Annotated in this window: 16 protein-coding genes; 2 read left to right on the top strand and 14 right to left on the bottom strand. The window is 67.0% G+C overall.

Annotation, left to right across the window (positions count from 1 at the left end):
• Position 1: 1 nt before the first annotated feature.
• From murC to AC1DS0_RS18085, 4 genes are all read right to left on the bottom strand, one after another.
• Positions 2–1,441: a UDP-N-acetylmuramate--L-alanine ligase gene (murC, locus tag AC1DS0_RS18100; protein WP_476815676.1), complete on the bottom strand. Its 1,440-nt coding sequence runs from the start codon at positions 1,439–1,441 to the stop codon at positions 2–4.
• Positions 1,442–1,462: 21 nt separating this feature from the next.
• Positions 1,463–2,560 (bottom strand): undecaprenyldiphospho-muramoylpentapeptide beta-N-acetylglucosaminyltransferase, encoded by a 1,098-nt coding sequence (gene murG, locus AC1DS0_RS18095; protein WP_476815808.1) that lies wholly within the window; start codon positions 2,558–2,560, stop codon positions 1,463–1,465.
• Positions 2,560–3,699: an FtsW/RodA/SpoVE family cell cycle protein gene (locus tag AC1DS0_RS18090; protein ID WP_476815675.1), complete on the bottom strand. Its 1,140-nt coding sequence runs from the start codon at positions 3,697–3,699 to the stop codon at positions 2,560–2,562. Before AC1DS0_RS18090 ends, murG begins: the two co-directional genes overlap by 1 nt.
• Positions 3,700–3,820: 121 nt before the next feature.
• A complete protein-coding gene (locus tag AC1DS0_RS18085; RefSeq protein WP_476815674.1) occupies positions 3,821–4,468 on the bottom strand; it encodes a TetR/AcrR family transcriptional regulator in 648 nt (215 codons plus the stop codon).
• A 62-nt stretch (positions 4,469–4,530) separates the two neighbouring features.
• Here AC1DS0_RS18085 and AC1DS0_RS18080 point away from each other — a divergent pair, with 62 nt between their 5' ends.
• Positions 4,531–5,043, top strand: coding sequence for a DinB family protein (locus AC1DS0_RS18080; RefSeq protein WP_476815673.1), 513 nt, complete (start codon positions 4,531–4,533; stop codon positions 5,041–5,043).
• Here AC1DS0_RS18080 and AC1DS0_RS18075 read toward each other — a convergent pair.
• From AC1DS0_RS18075 to AC1DS0_RS18030, 10 genes are all read right to left on the bottom strand, one after another.
• On the bottom strand, positions 5,040–5,501 hold the full coding sequence (locus AC1DS0_RS18075; RefSeq protein ID WP_476815672.1) for a cupin domain-containing protein: 462 nt from the start codon (positions 5,499–5,501) through the stop codon (positions 5,040–5,042). The two genes, AC1DS0_RS18080 and AC1DS0_RS18075, sit on opposite strands and share 4 nt — an antisense overlap.
• Before the next feature lie 46 nt (positions 5,502–5,547).
• Positions 5,548–6,978, bottom strand: coding sequence for a UDP-N-acetylmuramoyl-L-alanine--D-glutamate ligase (murD, locus tag AC1DS0_RS18070; RefSeq protein WP_476815671.1), 1,431 nt, complete (start codon positions 6,976–6,978; stop codon positions 5,548–5,550).
• 4 nt (positions 6,979–6,982) lie between these two features.
• Entirely contained in the window at positions 6,983–8,065 is a 1,083-nt protein-coding gene (gene mraY, locus AC1DS0_RS18065; RefSeq protein WP_476815670.1) for a phospho-N-acetylmuramoyl-pentapeptide-transferase, read from the bottom strand.
• Between the two features lie 17 nt (positions 8,066–8,082).
• A complete protein-coding gene (locus AC1DS0_RS18060; protein WP_476815669.1) occupies positions 8,083–9,510 on the bottom strand; it encodes a UDP-N-acetylmuramoylalanyl-D-glutamyl-2,6-diaminopimelate--D-alanyl-D-alanine ligase in 1,428 nt (475 codons plus the stop codon).
• Complete coding sequence (locus AC1DS0_RS18055) at positions 9,507–10,979, bottom strand: UDP-N-acetylmuramoyl-L-alanyl-D-glutamate--2,6-diaminopimelate ligase (protein ID WP_476815668.1); 1,473 nt, start codon at positions 10,977–10,979, stop codon at positions 9,507–9,509. Before AC1DS0_RS18055 ends, AC1DS0_RS18060 begins: the two co-directional genes overlap by 4 nt.
• 142 nt (positions 10,980–11,121) lie before the next feature.
• A complete protein-coding gene (locus AC1DS0_RS18050; RefSeq protein WP_476815667.1) occupies positions 11,122–12,918 on the bottom strand; it encodes a peptidoglycan D,D-transpeptidase FtsI family protein in 1,797 nt (598 codons plus the stop codon).
• Positions 12,915–13,304, bottom strand: a complete 390-nt coding sequence (gene ftsL / locus AC1DS0_RS18045; protein ID WP_152013019.1) for a cell division protein FtsL — start codon at positions 13,302–13,304, stop codon at positions 12,915–12,917. Before ftsL ends, AC1DS0_RS18050 begins: the two co-directional genes overlap by 4 nt.
• A gap of 2 nt (positions 13,305–13,306) precedes the next feature.
• Positions 13,307–14,311 carry a 16S rRNA (cytosine(1402)-N(4))-methyltransferase RsmH gene (gene rsmH / locus AC1DS0_RS18040; RefSeq protein WP_476815666.1) on the bottom strand — a complete coding sequence of 335 codons (1,005 nt, stop codon included), beginning with the start codon at positions 14,309–14,311 and terminating at the stop codon, positions 13,307–13,309.
• Complete coding sequence (locus AC1DS0_RS18035) at positions 14,308–14,763, bottom strand: division/cell wall cluster transcriptional repressor MraZ (RefSeq protein ID WP_476815665.1); 456 nt, start codon at positions 14,761–14,763, stop codon at positions 14,308–14,310. Before AC1DS0_RS18035 ends, rsmH begins: the two co-directional genes overlap by 4 nt.
• 651 nt (positions 14,764–15,414) lie before the next feature.
• The gene (locus tag AC1DS0_RS18030; protein WP_476815664.1) at positions 15,415–15,879 is read right to left on the bottom strand and encodes a MarR family winged helix-turn-helix transcriptional regulator; all 465 of its coding nucleotides are present in this window, start codon (positions 15,877–15,879) and stop codon (positions 15,415–15,417) included.
• A 220-nt stretch (positions 15,880–16,099) separates the two neighbouring features.
• On the opposite strand from AC1DS0_RS18030, the gene AC1DS0_RS18025 reads away from it, so the two are divergent.
• Entirely contained in the window at positions 16,100–16,525 is a 426-nt protein-coding gene (locus tag AC1DS0_RS18025) for an organic hydroperoxide resistance protein (RefSeq protein ID WP_476815663.1), read from the top strand.
• Positions 16,526–16,578 lie beyond the last annotated feature (53 nt).

Genomic DNA, 16,578 nt, shown 5'->3' with positions numbered 1-16,578 from the left:
GTCAGCGCTTCGCGCTGCCACCTTCTCCCCCGAGGGGAGAAGGAAGAGAAGCCAATTCCCCCGGCAGCGCATACGCCCACTGCGTGATATTCCCAGCTCCGAGGCAGACCACGTAGTCGCCCGGCCCGGCCAGCTCGGCGACCATGCCTGCGAGCTTGTCGGAGGATTCCAGCGGCAGCGTGTGACGATGGCCGCGCGCCTTGATCGCCGCCACCAGAGAATCGCGGTCGATGCCCGGGATAGGCTGCTCGCCGGCTGCGTAGACATCGGCAATGATCACCGAATCCGCATCGTTGAAGCAGGCGGCGAAGTCGGCGAACAGGCTCGACAGGCGGCTGTAGCGATGCGGCTGCATCACCGCGATGACCTTGCCCTTGGTGGAGGCGCGCGCGGCCTTGAGCACGGCGGCGATCTCGACCGGGTGGTGGCCGTAATCGTCGAAGATCAGCGCGCCGTTCCACTCGCCGGTCTTGGTGAAGCGGCGTTTGACCCCGCCGAAGCCGGCGAGCCCCTCGCGGATCGTCGGCACCGGCACGCCCAGATCATAGGCGACAGCGATCGCGGCGGTGGCGTTGAGGGCGTTGTGATGGCCCGGCATCGGCATGATGAGGTCGCGCACCACCTCCTCGCGGCCGCGCTTGCGGTCGCGGATCAACAGCGTGAACTTCGACTGGCCGCCCGTAAGGTCGATATCGAGCAGGCGGAAATCGGCCTGCGGGTTCTCGCCATAGGTGATGACCCGGCGATCCTCGATCTGCCCGACCAGCTCCTGCACGGTCGGATGGTCGATGCACATCACCGAAAAGCCATAGAAGGGCAGGTTCTCGACGAAAGCGCGGAAGGCCGCCTTGATCGCGTCGAACGAGCCGAAATGGTCGAGATGCTCCGGGTCGATATTGGTGATGATCGCGACATCGGCCGGCAGCTTCAGGAAGGTGCCATCGGATTCGTCGGCCTCGACCACCATCCAGTCGCTCTCGCCCATGCGGGCGTTGGTGCCGTAGGCGTTGATGATGCCGCCATTGATCACGGTCGGGTCGAGCCCGCCCTTTTCGAGCAGGGTCGCGACCAGCGAGGTCGTCGTCGTCTTGCCATGCGTGCCGGCGATGGCGACGCAGGATTTCAGCCGCATCAGCTCGGCCAGCATCTCGGCGCGGCGCACCACCGGCAGGCGCTGCTCGCGCGCCGCCATCAATTCGGGATTGTCGCGCTTGATCGCCGTCGAGACCACGACCACCTCGGCCTCGCCGATGTTCTCGGCCTTGTGGCCGACGAAGGTCGTGATGCCCTTTTCGGCCAGGCGCTTGACGTTGGCGCCGTCGGAGGCATCCGAGCCCTGCACCTTGTAGCCGAGATTGTGCAGGACTTCGGCGATGCCGGACATGCCGATGCCGCCGATACCGACGAAATGGATGGAGCCGAGCTTCGGCGGCAGCTTCATGGTGGATACGTCCTGAAAGGTTCAGCTTTGAGCGGTCTGCAGCACGAGCCGCGCCAGGCGGTCGGCCGCATCCGGTATGCCCGCGCTCTTGGCCGCCTGAGCCATCGCCGTCAAGCGCTGCGGCTCGGCGAGCAGCGTGGAAAGCTCGGCGGCGAGGCGCCGCGGCGAGAAATCGTTCTGCAGGATCATCATCGCCCCGCCGGCCCTGGCGAGCACTCCGGCATTGGCGGCCTGGTCCTGATCGAGCGAGCCCGGCAGCGGCACCAGCAGCGACGGGCGGCCGATCACCGTGAGCTCGGCGACAGTCGAGGCGCCGGAGCGCCCGATCACCAGCTGCGATGCCGCCATCCGGGCCGGCAGGTCCTTGAAAAAGGGCGCCAGCTCGAACCTGATGCCGAGCGAGGAATAGATCTTCCGCACCCGCTCATCATCCTCCGCTCGCGCCTGCTGGACGATCGACAGGCGGCTGCGCTCCTCCGCCGAGAGCAGCTGGATCGCAGGCGGCACGATGTCGGCCATCACCCGCGCGCCCTGGCTGCCGCCGAAGACGAGGAGGTTCAGCCGCACGTCCGACTCGGCATAGGGCGAGGCCGCCTCGATCACCGCCGGCCGGACCGGGTTGCCGACCTGCGTGCATTTCCGCGCCTGGTCCGGCGTCAGCCCGCCGACCTCGGCAAAGCCGGTGGCGATCGCCTTGACCCGGCTGGCGAGGAAGCGATTGGCCCGGCCGATCACGGCGTTCTGCTCGTGCAGCAGTGTCGGCACGCCCATCAGCGCTGCGGCGAACACCGGCGGCACCGTCGGATAGCCGCCGAATCCGACGACGATAGAGGGCCGCAATTGCTTGATCGCCTGCCGCGCGGCCAGCCCACCCTTCAGCAGCACCAAGGCCGCCTTCGCCATCGCGACCGGCGACTTGCCTGAGGGCGTCGCCGCCGGCACGGCATGGATCGACTCGGCCGGGAAATTGCCGGCGTATTCGACGGCGCGCGTGTCGGTGATCAGCGCGACCCGGGCGCCAGCGCGATGCAAGGCATGGCTCAGCGCCTCAGCCGGGAAGAGATGCCCGCCCGTGCCGCCGGCAGCGAGCACGACGAGCGGAGCCTGTCCTGCTGCGATCACGAGCGCCGCCCCGGCTCGCCGAAGCTCTCGGCCCGCGGTCGCTTGCGGGTCAGCGCCAGCAGGAAGCCGGTGCCGAGCGCCAGCGAGATCAGCGAGGAGCCGCCATAGGAGATGAACGGCAAGGTCATGCCCTTGGCTGGCATCATGTGCAGGTTCACCATCATGTTGATCGCAGCCTGGATGCCGAACAGCAGGGCAAGGCCGGTGACGCCGAGGCGCACGAAAGGATCCTCGGCGCGCTGCGCCACGAACAGCGCCCGAAGCACGATGACCGCGAAGAGCAGCACCAGCGCCATGCAGACGACGATGCCGAATTCCTCGGCCGTCACCGCGAAGATGAAGTCGGTATGGGCGTCCGGCAGGATGCGCTTCACCGTGCCCTCGCCCGGGCCTTTGCCGAACCAGCCGCCCTGCGCGAAACTCTCAAGCGCCGTGTCGACCTGGAAGGTGTCGCCCGAGCCCTTGTCCATGAAGCGCTCGATGCGGGCGCGCACATGCGGCACGAGCTCATAGGCGATGAACAGGCCGACGGCGCCGATACCGCCGAGCCCCAGAACCCAGAACCAATGCAGGCCGGCGACGAAGAACAGCCCGGCCCAGACCAGGGTGATCAGGATGGTCTGGCCGAAATCGGGCTGCAGCACCAGAGGCACGATGGTGATCGGCAACAGCAGGAAGGCGATGATCGTGCCCGGCAGCTCGGGCCGGCGATGGCCCTCGGCGAACGCCCAGGCCGCGAGCACGACGAAGGCCGGCTTGATGAATTCCGAAGGCTGGATCGAGCCGAGCGGCCCGAGCGTCAGCCAGCGCTTGGCGCCCTTGACCTCGACGCCGAAGAACAGCGTGCCGACCACGCCGGCGAGCGAGAACAGGAAGATGATCAGCGCGATGCGGCGCACCTGGCGCGGCGCCAGCAGCGAGGTCGAGAGGAAGATCGCCAGCGCCACCAGCAGATAGACCACCTGGCGGTTGACGAAATGGAAGGTCGAGAGGCCGAGCCGCTCGGCGACCGGCGGGCCGCCTGCCATCAGCAGCACGACGCCGGAGACCATCAGCGCCACCAGCGTCGTCAGGATGATGCGGTCGATCGACCACCACCAGCGGCCGCTCAGGCTCGGTTCTGCGCGCGAGACCATCGTGTACAAGGCTCCGTCGACGAGCAGGCAGATTGAGGGCGCCCACTCCGGCGAATCACTCTGTCAATGAATGGTTAACCGATTGATTCCGATGCCGGTGATCGCGACTTCACGCGTGCGGTCACTGCAGCTTGTCCACTGGGGCCTCACCGCGATCCGCCAGATAAGAGCAGATCAGCCTGACAAGTTCACCACGCAACGCCGGCTCGTGCAGCCTGCCACGGCGCGCTGCATTGTGGATCACCCCATCGATGGCATCCGAGATGACGAGCCCGACGGTCGAGGCCGGCGTGTCCTTGTCCTGCGATCCATAGATCGTCGCAGCCTGGGTGAAGAGAGCCAGGTATTGCGCCTCGATCTCGCTGTTCTGGTCACGATAGGCCTCGAGGCCCGGCGCCTCGTCCAATAGCACCCGATGCAGCCCGGGATGGATGCTATGCGCCGCGATGAGGTTGGCCACCAAGGTGTCGACGAACTCCGCGAACGATTGCGTGCCCGCAAGCGCATGCCTGACGGCGTCGAGACTGTCGTCGATATGCCGCCGCCTGATCGCGTCCACCAGCGACAGCTTGTCGGGGAAATACTGATAGAGCGAGCCGATGCTGACGCCGGCGGCGTCGGCGACCTTGTTGGTGGAGAAGCCGCCCCAGCCCTGCTCGCTCAGAATGCGAGCACCGGCCTCGACCACCGCCTCGACCGTCGCTCGCGAGCGGGCCTGACGCGGCTCCTTGCGCATCGAGAGCTGCCCCTTGGCAATGCGAGTAGACAAACTGGCTGCCCCATCCTCGAATATGAGGACATTACTCACATTTTTGAGTGGGGCCAACGACCATGAGCGAGATGCTGCAGACCCTCTATGGCTACCAGGCTTGGGCGAACCATGACCTGCTCGATAAGCTCGCCCTGCTCGACCCCGTGTCGCAGGCCACCGAGCGCGAGACCGCGCTGAGGCTCGTCAGCCACCACCATGTAGTCGCCCGGATCTTCGCCGCGCATTTGACCGGCACGGACCACAGCTACACCTCCGACAACACGGCCGAGACACCGTCCCTCGGCGAACTCCGGGCCTCGGTCGCGGCAACGGATCGCTGGTATCAGGACTATGTCCGGACAGCCTCGCCGACGATGCTGTCCGAAGCGGTGGCGTTCAGCTTCACCGATGGTGACAAGGGCTGCATGACCCGGCAGGAGATGCTGTTGCACGTCGCCCTGCATTCGGCGGTCCATCGCGGCGAGGTCTGCCGCATCCTGTGGCAGCTCAAAATCACGCCGCCCTGGGACACCTTCGCCGTCTATTTGCACCAGTCGGAACCGGCGCGGCGCCAGCAGGGCGCGGCAGCCTAAGCCTCGGGATAGGGCGTACCGTCCTTGCGCAGGAAGCGGCCGTCGCTGCTCGGGCTCATCATGTCGATGTCGGAGCAGGTGATCACGTCGTCCGCAGAGCGGCTGCCGACTTCGAGATAGACCGCGACTTTGTCCGAGCGGTTGATCATGTGGTGGCCGTTGCCGCTGTTCTTGGCAAAGGCGGCGCAATCGCCGGCGCGCAGCACGGTCTCGCCTTCGTCCTCGACCAGCACCAGCTCGCCTGCGAGCAGATAGACGAACTCGTCCTCATGCGAATGCCAGTGCCGCTGGCTTGACCAGCCGCCCGGCGGCAGCCGCATCAGGTTGACGCCGAAATCGCCGAGGCCGCCGGCATTGCCGAGCCGCTTGCGGATGCGGTTCGCGCAAGGAGCATCGAAGGGCTTCGGGTAGCCCGAGCCCTTGCGCTCCGGAACGGCTGCGATCTCGATCTTGGGCATAGACGGGCACCTTCGGATGGCGGCGGCCCGCAAACCTATCACGCGGCTAGCGTGTTGCGACCGCCTCGAACCCCGGCAGCGCCTTGACCAGCGCCCGGAAGGCATCGCCCCGCACCTCGAAATTCGGGAACTGGTCGTAAGAAGCGCAGGCCGGCGAGAGCAGTACGGCGATCTCGCCACTCCCCTCTCGCGCCAGCGCGGCCTTCGTCGCAGCGTCGACTGCGACGTCGAGCGTGCCGCTGCGCTCGTAAGCGACACGGCCGTCATCGTCGAAGGTCGCCGCGAACAGATCGCTCGCCGCGCCGATCAGATAGGCGCGGGCGATATTCGGGAAATAGCGCCTGAGCGACTCGATGCCGCCTTCCTTGGCCTTGCCGCCGAGGATCCAGAAGATCTCGCGGAAGGAGGTCAGCGCCTTCTCGGTCGAATCCGCATTGGTCGCCTTGGAGTCGTTGATGAAGACGACGCGGCCGATCCGACCGAGTTCCTCCATCCGGTGCTTCAGACCGGGATAGCTCCGGAAGCCGGCAGCGATCTCCTCGGCCGTGAGACCCAGCGCCGCGCAGGCGGCAAAGGCAGCGGCCGCGTTCTGGGCGTTGTGGCTGCCGCGCAAAGAACCGATGCCGGCGAGATTGGCGACGACCCTGGGCTTGCCGTCCCTGACCTCGACGATCCGCGTATCGAGCTGGCCGGCATTGGCGGTGACGCCGGCGAAGACGCCCTCGTCGAGCGGCTGCTCGCCACTGATCTTGACCAGGGGCTTAGCCAGCGCGGCGCGCCGGCGCGCCATCTGCTTCGATGGCTCGTCGTCGACGCCGATCACGGCGATATCGGAGGCGGCGACCAGCCGCTCCTTGATCGCACCATAGGCCTCGAAGGTGCCATGCCGGTCGAGATGATCCGGCGTCAGGTTCATCTGGATGCCAACGCTCGGCTTGATCGAAGGGGCGAGATCGATCTGGAAGGTCGAGCACTCCACCACATGGATGCGATTGTCAGCCGGTGGCTCCAGCGCCAGCACAGCCGTGCCGATATTGCCGCCCATCTGGACGTCGCGGCCGGCCGCCTCGAGCACATGCGCGATCAGCGCCGTGGTGGTCGACTTGCCGTTGGTCCCGGTGATGCAGACCACCGGCGCAGTCGGCGCGATCTTTGCCCGCTCCAGGAAGAACAATTCGATATCGCCGATCACCGGGACATCAGCCGCCCTCGCCTTTTCGACCGTCCAGTGCGGCGCCGGATGGGTCAGCGGCACGCCGGGCGAGAGCACGAAGGCAGCGAAACCCGACCAGTCGGCGCTGGCGAGATCGACGACGTCGAGCCCCTCGCCCGCCGCCTTGTCGCGGCTCGCCTGGTTGTCATCCCAGCACGCCACCTTGGCGCCGCCCGCCACGAGCGAGCGGGCCGTCGCCAGTCCCGAGCCGCCGAGGCCGAACAGGGCAAGCGTCTTGCCCGCGAAAGCGGTGACGGGGGTCATCAGCTCAACGCAGCTTCAGCGTGGCGAGGCCGACCAGCGCCAGCACCACCGAGATGATCCAGAAGCGGATCACCACCTGCGGCTCGGTCCAGCCCAGCTTCTCGAAATGGTGGTGGATCGGCGCCATCAGGAAGACGCGCTTGCCGGTGCGCTTGAACACCGCGACCTGGATGATCACCGAGAGCGCCTCGACCACGAACAGGCCGCCGACGATGGCGAGGACGATCTCGTGCTTGATCGCGACCGCGATGGTGCCGAGCATGCCGCCAAGGCCGAGCGAGCCGGTATCACCCATGAAGATCTGGGCCGGCGGCGCGTTGAACCAGAGGAAGCCGAGCCCCGCGCCCATCATCGCACCGCAGATCACGGCGAGCTCGCCGACGCCTGGCACATGGTGTATCTGCAGGTAGTTGGCGAAGATGGCGTTACCGGCGAGATAGGCGATGAAGCCGAAGGTGCCAGCCGCGATCATCACCGGCACGATGGCGAGGCCGTCGAGTCCGTCAGTCAGGTTCACCGAATTGCCGGCGCCGACCACGACGAAGGCGGTGACCAGCGGGAACAGGATACCGAGCGGGATCATCCATTCCTTCAGGAACGGCAGCGCGAAGCCGCTCGCGATCGCAGGCGGGCTGACCTGCATGATCGCAGTGCAGGCGGCGAGCGCGATGACGATCTCGAGGCCGAGGCGCGCCTTGCTGGAGAAGCCCTTGTGCGACTGCTTCGTCACCTTGAGGAAGTCGTCATAGAAGCCGATCGCGCCATAGGTCGCGGTGACGCCAAGCACGATCCAGACGTACGGGTTGCGCAAGTTGCCCCAGAGCAGCGTCGCCACGAACAGCCCGGTCAGGATCATCAGGCCGCCCATGGTCGGCGTGCCGCGCTTGGCAAGATGCGATTCCGGCCCGTCGGTGCGGATCGGCTGGCCCTTGCCCTGCTTGATCCTCAGCCAGGAGATCGCCGCCGGCCCGAAGAAGAAGACGAAGAGTAGTGCCGTCGCGGTCGCCCCGCCGGCGCGGAAGGTGATGTAGCGGAAGACGTTGAGGATCGGGAACGACCCCGCGAACTCGGCAAGCCAGACCAGCATCGAAACTTGTTCCTTACTCAGTCGTCGGCCTGGACGACCGGGAAGCGAGCCGTCATCGCCTTGACGATCGGCCCCATGCGCGTACCCAGCGAACCCTTCACCGTGACGACGTCGCCGGCGCGGACCGCATCGAGCACGTAGGGCTCAAGGCTGCTCGCCTGTGCGGCATAAGCGCCGCGGCGGTGCGAAGGCAAGGCGTCGTACAGGGTTCTCATCAGCGGACCGCAGGCGAAGACGAGGTCGATACCGTTGCCGGTGACCGCGTCGGCGAGCCCCTTGTGCAGCTCCGGCGCGGTTTCGCCGAGCTCCAGCATGTCGCCGAGCACGGCGATGCGTCGTCCACGGCCCGCAACCGGCATGCGGCCGAGATTCTCGATCGCCGCCCGCATCGAGGCCGGGTTGCCGTTATAGCTCTCGTCGATCAACGTAAACGGGCCGGCCGGCGCATGCAGCACCTGCCGCGCGCCGCGGCCCGATGGCGGCGTCAGGTCGGCCAGCACCAACGCGGCCAGAGCGAGATCGGCGCCGAGCGCCTCGGCCGCCGCCAGCACGGCGAGCGAATTCAGGACGATATGCTTGCCCGGGCTGCCGAGCTTGTAGGTCACCGCCCGCCCCATGACGCTGGCATTGGCTGTCGAGACGTCCGGCTTCAACGCGCAGCCGAGCAGCCGCACATCGGCCGCCTCGCTCTCACCGAAGGAGATGACGCGCCCTGCTCCGGCGGCGAGCGCCAGTTCGCGCAGCAGGCCGGTCTGCGGTATGTCGGCGTTGATGATCGCGGTGCCGCCCTGCTTCAATCCGCCGAAGATCGCCGCCTTCTCGCGGGCGATCCCTTCCAGCGACTCGAAGGCGGCGAGGTGCACGGGCTGGATCGTGGTGATCACGGCGACATCGGGCTGGACCATCTTCGCCAGCGGCAGGATCTCGCCGGGCGCGTTCATGCCGATCTCGTAGACGCCGTAGCGCACGTCGCGCGGCGTCCGGGTCAGCGTCAGCGGCACGCCCCAATGGTTGTTGTAGGAGGCGACCGGCGCATGCGTCTTGCCCTGGCGCGACAGCACCAGCCGCAGCGCTTCCTTGGTGCCGGTCTTGCCGACCGAGCCGGTGACGGCGACGACTTTGGCGGAGAGCTCCGCCCGGCGCGCCATGCCGGCCTTTTCCATGCCGCGCAGTACGTCGGGAACGATGGCGAGCGGCGCATCCGCCGGGAAGGAGCCGGCATGCGCCTCGTCGACCACGGCGAGCGCTGCGCCCTTTGCGAGCGCCGCCGCAACGAAATCATGCCCGTTGCGCGCTTCGCCTGTGATCGCGAAGAAGGCATCGCCCGGCTCGAGCGTGCGCGTATCGATCGAGGCGCCGGTGACGGCGGCCGGCACAGGCCCTTGCGAACGGGCGCCCATCGCCTCGATCAGGCGCGCGCCGGTCCACAGCGGTTCGGTGGTCATCCCAGTCTTCCCCCAGCCAAGGCTGCGATCGCCTCGCGGACCACGTCATGATCCGAGAACGGCAGCGTCCGATCGCCGATGATCTGGCCGCTTTCATGGCCTTTTCCGGCTACGACAAGGACATCCCCAGGCTGCAGCAATGCGACGCCAGCAGCGATCGCCTTGGCCCGGTCGCCGATTTCCCGCAGGCGCTCCGGCGCGGCTGCCAAGACCTCGGCGCGGATCGCCTGCGGGTCCTCGCTACGCGGATTATCGTCGGTGACGATCGCGATATCGGCACCATCAGCGGCGATGCCACCCATCAGCGGCCGCTTGCCGCGGTCGCGGTCGCCGCCGCAGCCGAAAACGCAGATCAGCCGGCCGCTGGCATAGGGCCGCAAGGTCTTCAGCACAGCGGCCAGCGCATCGGGCTTGTGGGCATAGTCGACCACGACGAGCCCGCCATTATGTTCAGCCACCCGATCGAGCCGGCCGGGAACGCCCTTGAGACCGGCAATGGCCTGAACGCTGGCTACCGGGTCCTCGCCGGTCGCGATCGCCAGCCCTGCGGCAACCAGCGCGTTGCCGGCCATGTAGTCGCCCACCATTGGCAGCACGACCGACACCCTCGTTCCATCGACGTCGACCGTCAGGCGCTGCAAGAAGCCCTCCCGCGCCACGTCGAGCAGCTTCAGGCGATCGCCGCCCCGGCCGATGCCGATCACGGGATGCCCGCCCGCCTTCGCCGCAGCCTCGGCCTTGTCGGCATAGGGCTCGTCGCGATTGATCACCACCGGGGCGCGGGCCGGCAGCAGCTCCCAGAGCCGCAGCTTGGCTGCAAGATAGTCCTCGACGCTCGGATGATAGTCGAGATGGTCGCGGCCGAGGTTGAGGAAGGCTCCGGCGGCAAGCCTGACGCCGTCGAGCCGGTGCTGGTCGAGCCCGTGCGAGGAGGCTTCCATCGCCAGATGCGTGACGCCCTCGCCTGCCAGCTTGTCGAGCGAGACGTGCAGCGAGAGCGGGTCCGGCGTGGTCAGCGAGCCGTAATCGGCACCGGCCTCGGTGACGATGCCGATCGTGCCGACGCTCGCCGCCTTGCGCCCGAGTGCCATGAAGATCTGGCGGGTGAACTCGGCGACCGAGGATTTGCCGCTGGTGCCGGTGACGGCGACGACCGTGCCGGGCTGGCGCGGATGGATCTTGGCCGCAGCCAGCGAGAGGGCGAGGCGCGGATCCTCGACCTGGGCATAGAGGACATCGCCGGGCAGGTCGGTCGGGCGCGGTCCGCTGGCGACGATCGCGACCGCGCCGCGCTGGACAGCATCGCTGATGAACCGTGCGCCGTCGGCCTTGGCGCCGGCAAGCGCGACGAAGGCAGCGCCGGGTACGACCTTGCGGCTGTCGAAGACGACGCCGCTGACGCGGCGCTCGCCTGCGTCGGCGAAGGCCCCAGGGAAGAGCTGGTCGAGGCTGAAGCTGGTGTCAGTCACAAGCGCATATCCTTGCCGGGTGCGGGACCCCGCGCGTCATTCTCGGGCGAAGCGGAGCGTAGACCCGAGAAGCTCATGCAGAATCAAGCTCCCTTCCGTCCAGAGATGCTCGGGTCAAGCCCGAGCATGACGCCCCTCCGCCCTATCGCGAGCCCCAGGCGCCAAGCCTGGCCATCAGCGGGAACGGCGACGGCGGCGGCTCGAAGCGCGGCGCCATGCCGAGGATCGGCGCCGCCCGCTCGATCAGCTTGCCGGTGGTCTTGCCGGCGTTCCACGCCGCGGTCGAATAGCCGCCGCTCTCGGCATAGCCCTTCGGCTCGTCATAGATGGCGAGGAAGACATAGCGCGGCTTGTCCGAGGGCGCGATCGCCGTGAAGGTGGTGAAGTTCTTGTTCTTGGCGTAGCGGCCGTTGATGACCTTCTCGGCCGTGCCGGTCTTGCCGCCGACGAAGTAGCCGGGGACGTCTGCAAACCGGGCCGAGCCCCTCTCGCCGTTGAGGCGCATGATGAAGCGCATCGCTTCCGAGGTCTCCGGCTTGATCACCCGGATCGCGTCCTTCCTGGCCTCCTCCTCGGAGCGCTTCAGGAAGGTCGGCTTGATCAGGTAGCCACCATTGACCAGCGCCCCGACCGCCGCCAGTGCCTGGATCGGCGCGACTGCGAGGCCGTGGCCGAAGGCGATCGTCGCCGTGTTGATCTCGCCCCAGCGCTGCGGGACGATCGGCGCGGCGCTTTCCGGCAGCTCGGTCGTCATGCGGTCGAGCTGCATCATCTTCCTGAGGAAGGCCTTGTGGCCCTCGACGCCGACCGAGAGGGCCATCTTGATCGAGCCCATGTTCGAGGAGTGCACGAACACCTCCGGCACCGTCAGGGTGCGGCCGGTGCCGTGGTATTCCTTGATGACCTGGCGGCCGAACCGCATCATGCCACCGGCGGTCGAATAGCTCGAATTGATGTTGGCCTTGCCGGAATCGAGCGCCATCGCAATGGTCAGCGCCTTGAAGGTCGAGCCCATCTCGTAGACGCCGACATTCATCCGGTTGATCCGGTCCTTCTCCAGCGCGTCGACCGGATTGCCGGGATCGAAATCGGGCAGCGAGACCAGCGCGATCATCTCGCCGGTGTTGACGTCCATGATGGCGCCGGCCGCCGCGATCGCCCGGTACTTCTCGATGCCCTTGACCAGCTCGTCGCGCAGCAGGTGCTGGACGCGCATGTCGATCGAGAGCTGCACCGGCTTGAGGTCGGAGGCCTGGACGGCGAAGCCCGCCCCGTTCAGGTCCTGGAGCCCTTGCGAGTCGATATACTTCTCGATGCCGGCGATGCCGATATTGTCGACATTGGCGAAGCCCAGCACATGGGCGGCGACATTGCCGTTCGGATAGACGCGCTTGTTCTCGGGCACGAAGCCGACGCCGGGGATGCCGAGCCGGTGCACCTCGGCCTGCTGGCGCGGCGTGATCTCGCGCTTGACCCAGACGAAGCCCTTCTTGGTGCCGAGCTTGTCGCGCAGCTCCTTGGCGTTGAGATCTGGAAGGACCGCGGTCAGGAGCTCGGTCGCCTCATCCTTGTCGAGGATGTTGCGCGGCTCGGCGAAGACCGAGACGGTGCGGATGTCGGTGGCGAGCTGGATGCCGTTGCGGTCGAGGATGTCGGGCCGCGCCGCGGAGATCGCATTCGAGGTCGCCCGGCGCAGGCCGACCTGGTCGCTCGGGAAGGCGCCGAGCATGACGAGCCGGCCGACGATCGCCAGGAACAGGCCGCTGAAGCCGAGGATGACGAGACCGACGCGCGGCTCGCTCTTCTCGCCGCTCATCCGGAAGATGTCGCGCAGCCACTCCGTGCGGAAGTGCCATTTGCGCTTCACGACTTCGGGCCTGGCGACTGCGGCGGCGGCGATCTCGGGCGCTGCGCCCTGCTGGTTGAGCTCCTGGCTCATGGACGGGCTCCCGGCGTCGTCGCGGTGTTGCTCTTGCGATCCCGGGGGGTCTCGGTCGGCAGGCCGAGGCCGAGATCCTCGAGCTTGCGGCCGATCGAATCGACCTTCGGCCCGCGATTGGGGATGTCGGACAGCCGCACGATCTGGGTGATCTGCAGCGTCTGCAGGTCGAGATGCTTGTCGGCCAGGGCCTGTAGCCGCTCCGGGCGGTTGAGGAACTGCCACTCGGCCTTCAGCACCGCGATCGCCTCGCGCTCGCGCTGGGCCTTGGCCTTCAGCTTCTGCAATTGCTCGGCCTGCAGCGTCGTCTCGTATTTGATCGAGTAGGCATAGAGCGCCGAAGAGACCAGCGCGCCGATGGCGATGATGTGCAAGAGCTTGATCACGCTCAGCTCCTCCGGCGGGTTTGCGGCGCAGGGACGACGGCGAGGCCGACGAGATCGGGATCGGGCGCGCGCGGTGGAATGTCGGTACGCTCGGCGGCGCGCAGCTTGGCCGAGCGAGCCCGCGGATTGGCCCTGCTCTCGGCCTCGGACGGCGCCACCGGCCCCTTGGTGACGAGGCTGAACGTCGCCTGCGGCTGTGCCACGGCCGGGGCATGGCGCGAGCCGGTCGGCGCCTTGCCCGAACGCTCGGCGAAGAACTGCTTGACGATGCGGTCCTCGAGCGAATGGAAGGTGACGACGGACAGCCGCCCGCCCGGCTTCAGCACGGCCTCGGCACCGTGCAGTGCTCGGACCAGCTCGCCGAGCTCGTCATTCACCGCGATACGCAGCGCTTGGAAGGTCCGCGTCGCTGGATGGGCTCCGCCCGGCTCGCCCCGGACGATGCCGGCGACGAGATCGGCGAGCTGCTTCGTCGTCGTGATCGGCGCCTTGCGCCGGGCCTCGACGATGGCGCGTGCCACGGCACGCGAGCGCCGCTCTTCGCCATAGTGATAGATAATGTTGGCGAGCACGCCCTCATCGGCCTCGTTGACGAGCTCGGCGGCGCTCTGGCCGCTCGCCGCCATGCGCATGTCGAGCGGCCCGTCGAAACGGAAGGAAAAGCCGCGCTCGGCCTGATCCAGCTGCATCGAGGAGACGCCGATATCGAGCACGACGCCGTCGAGCGGCGCCATCTTGAAGCGCTCGGCCTCTTCCGCCAGCGCGCCGAAGCGCGCTTCGGCCAGGGTCAGCCGCCCGCTCATCGCCGCGACGAGACCAGCGCCGCCGGCAATCGCGCTCGGATCGCGGTCAAGCGCGAGCAGCGTCGCCTTCGGCTCGCGCTTCAGCAGCGCGCGCGAATAGCCGCCGGCTCCGAAGGTGCCGTCAAGATAGCGGCCTCCGGGTTTCAGCGCGAGCGCATCCAGCGCTTCTTCCATCAGTACGGGGATATGCGGCTCGCTGGTCATGCCGGCCTCGCGCCCAATGTCCGCCGGACGTCGCGCAGCTTCGCCCTGGCCTCCTCGAGATGCGCCTTGAAGCGCTCCGGCTCCCAGATCTGGAACTTGTGTCCCTGGCCGACGAAAGTGACGGTATCGCCGATGCCGGCATGCGCCTTCAGCGTCTCGCTCAGCATGATCCGCCCTTCCGGATCGACCCTCAACACCTCCGAGGTGCCGTTCAGCGCCGTCGAGAGCGACTCCCATTCCTCGGAGAAGGGCGAGAAGCGCGACAGGATCTCGTCGATCGTCGCGCGCAGCGCATGACCGCCGCAATCGAGACTGAACTGATCGAGCGCCGGATAGACGTAAAGCCCCTCGTAGCCGTCCTTCGCCAGCACGGCCCGGAACGGAGCCGGGATCGAGACCCGCCCCTTGGCATCGAGCTTGTTGGTGAAATGGGAGACGAAGCGGTCCGTCAACGCCGCCTCCGGGTCGGACTTCCAACCGCGCCGCAATGGCGCGAAGCGAGCCGGCAGGCGCCGGTGATCGATACCCCCGTCGATCCCGACATGGCGGAGCCGTCAGCCAAAATCCGCGCGGCACACGGGCTCTGACCTGTTGCTTGCCTGTCGGTCTCGACGGGATGATTTGGGATAGCATGGGACAATATGGGCGTCAACGGATCCAGCGCTGTGGACACGGGTCTACCCGAGCCTGCGGACATCACAGCCCGTTAAGGTTAACTATCCGTAAAGACGAGGATTTTTGGCGTACGAACGCCAGCCCATGGCAGTGCCTCGGCCAGTTGGCAGGAACATGCTGCGCAGAAATATTTTTGGAGCTGCCGCCCTGCCCTGCCGGGCCTTAGAGCCTCTAACAAAACCTGGACCTATCTGGACGCCGGCAATTCGTCCGATCCGCCGAGAGCGACGTGCAGCCGATACCGTTGGTATCGGCAAGCGACGCGACGCCGCGGGCGGGCGAATTCCCGGCGCCGGAGGTGGGTCTTGGAGGGCCGCCTGCGGCGTCGGATCGACTCGCCGATATCGAAGGATATCGGCTGCGCGCTCCTTCTGGCATTCGGCTCCTCCAAGACCCATCCAGATAGGTCCAGGTTTTGTTAGAGGCTCTTAGCCCTCGTCCGTGGCCCGGCGCAGGAGTGCCTCGCGCAGAGCCTGGACATCACCGAGCAGACGAGCCGGCGGGACACCGCTGTCCTCGACCGCGCACGGCACCGGATTGGGCATGCTGCCTGCCTTCTCGCGCAAGGCGCGGCCGGGCTCGGCCAGCTTGACCAGCACCTGGCGCTCATCCTCGCGGCCGCGCTTGCGCAGGATCAGGCCATTGCCTTCAAGGCGCTTCAGCAGCGGCGTCAGCGTGCCGGAATCGAGCATCAACCTGTCGCCGATCGCCTTCACGCTCTGGCCGTCCTGCTCCCACAGCACCAGCATGACCAGATATTGCGGATAGGTCAGCCCGAGCCCGGCCAGGAACGGCCGGTAAGCCCGGTTGAAGGCATGGGCTGCCGAGTAGACCGCAAAGCAGATCTGCTCGTCGAGCCCGCGCACCGCCATCGCCTTCAGATCCTTCGTCATGGCCTTGCCGCTTGTCGCCCCTATTGTGAATGCGGGTCCGAACGGATCGAGCCGGAACAATCGGCCGGGTCAATCCGTCTCCCTGCGATGAAGCAAGATATCCTCTTATCGCGCTGCGCGCCGCTCTGTTCACGAAAATGTGAATTGCAGACAATTCAATTGTGCACAATCTAAATCACATCAACCACGGCGGATGGACCGCCCAGCAAGGAGAGCAGCGATGAAGATCCTTTACACCGCCCATGGTTCCGCCACCGGTGGCCGCGAAGGCCAGGCCGCGACCGACACCGGCAACGTCAAGCTCGTGCTGAACACGCCGAAGGAACTCGGCGGCGGCGGTGGCGAGGGCACCAATCCCGAGCAGCTCTTCGCCATGGGCTATTCCGCCTGCTTCCTCGGTGCGCTCAAATTCGCCGCCGGCAAGGAGGGCGTGAAGATTCCGGACGACGCCCGCGTCAGCGCCGATGTCGGCATCGGCCCGCGCGACGACGGCAAGGGTTTCGGCATCGCCGTCAAGCTGACGATCTCGGCGCCCGGCATCGACAAGGCCAAGCTCGAGGACCTCGTCCAGAAGGCCCATATCGTCTGCCCCTATTCCGATGCGACCCGGGGCAATATCGACGTCCAGCTGACGGTTGCAGCCTGACCTTACGCCACCCATCTGATCCTCACGGCCGGGCATCCCTCCGGCCGTGAGAC

This window comes from Allobosea sp. P4_H5, from assembly GCF_056400825.1.
The sequence above is the reverse complement of the archived record's forward strand: the minus strand, read 5'-3'. Positions and strand labels throughout refer to the sequence as shown.

Excerpts from the sequence above, each read along its gene's own strand:
- murC (WP_476815676.1), bottom strand. The coding sequence starts at position 1,441 with ATGAAGCTGCCGCCGAAGCTCGGCTCCATCCATTTCGTCGGTATCGGC.
- AC1DS0_RS18090 (WP_476815675.1), bottom strand. The coding sequence starts at position 3,699 with ATGGTCTCGCGCGCAGAACCGAGCCTGAGCGGCCGCTGGTGGTGGTCG.
- AC1DS0_RS18080 (WP_476815673.1), top strand. The coding sequence starts at position 4,531 with ATGAGCGAGATGCTGCAGACCCTCTATGGCTACCAGGCTTGGGCGAAC.
- AC1DS0_RS18075 (WP_476815672.1), bottom strand. The coding sequence starts at position 5,501 with ATGCCCAAGATCGAGATCGCAGCCGTTCCGGAGCGCAAGGGCTCGGGC.
- murD (WP_476815671.1), bottom strand. The coding sequence starts at position 6,978 with ATGACCCCCGTCACCGCTTTCGCGGGCAAGACGCTTGCCCTGTTCGGC.
- mraY (WP_476815670.1), bottom strand. The coding sequence starts at position 8,065 with ATGCTGGTCTGGCTTGCCGAGTTCGCGGGGTCGTTCCCGATCCTCAAC.
- AC1DS0_RS18060 (WP_476815669.1), bottom strand. The coding sequence starts at position 9,510 with ATGACCACCGAACCGCTGTGGACCGGCGCGCGCCTGATCGAGGCGATG.
- AC1DS0_RS18050 (WP_476815667.1), bottom strand. The coding sequence starts at position 12,918 with ATGAGCCAGGAGCTCAACCAGCAGGGCGCAGCGCCCGAGATCGCCGCC.
- rsmH (WP_476815666.1), bottom strand. The coding sequence starts at position 14,311 with ATGACCAGCGAGCCGCATATCCCCGTACTGATGGAAGAAGCGCTGGAT.
- AC1DS0_RS18030 (WP_476815664.1), bottom strand. The coding sequence starts at position 15,879 with ATGACGAAGGATCTGAAGGCGATGGCGGTGCGCGGGCTCGACGAGCAG.
- AC1DS0_RS18025 (WP_476815663.1), top strand. The coding sequence starts at position 16,100 with ATGAAGATCCTTTACACCGCCCATGGTTCCGCCACCGGTGGCCGCGAA.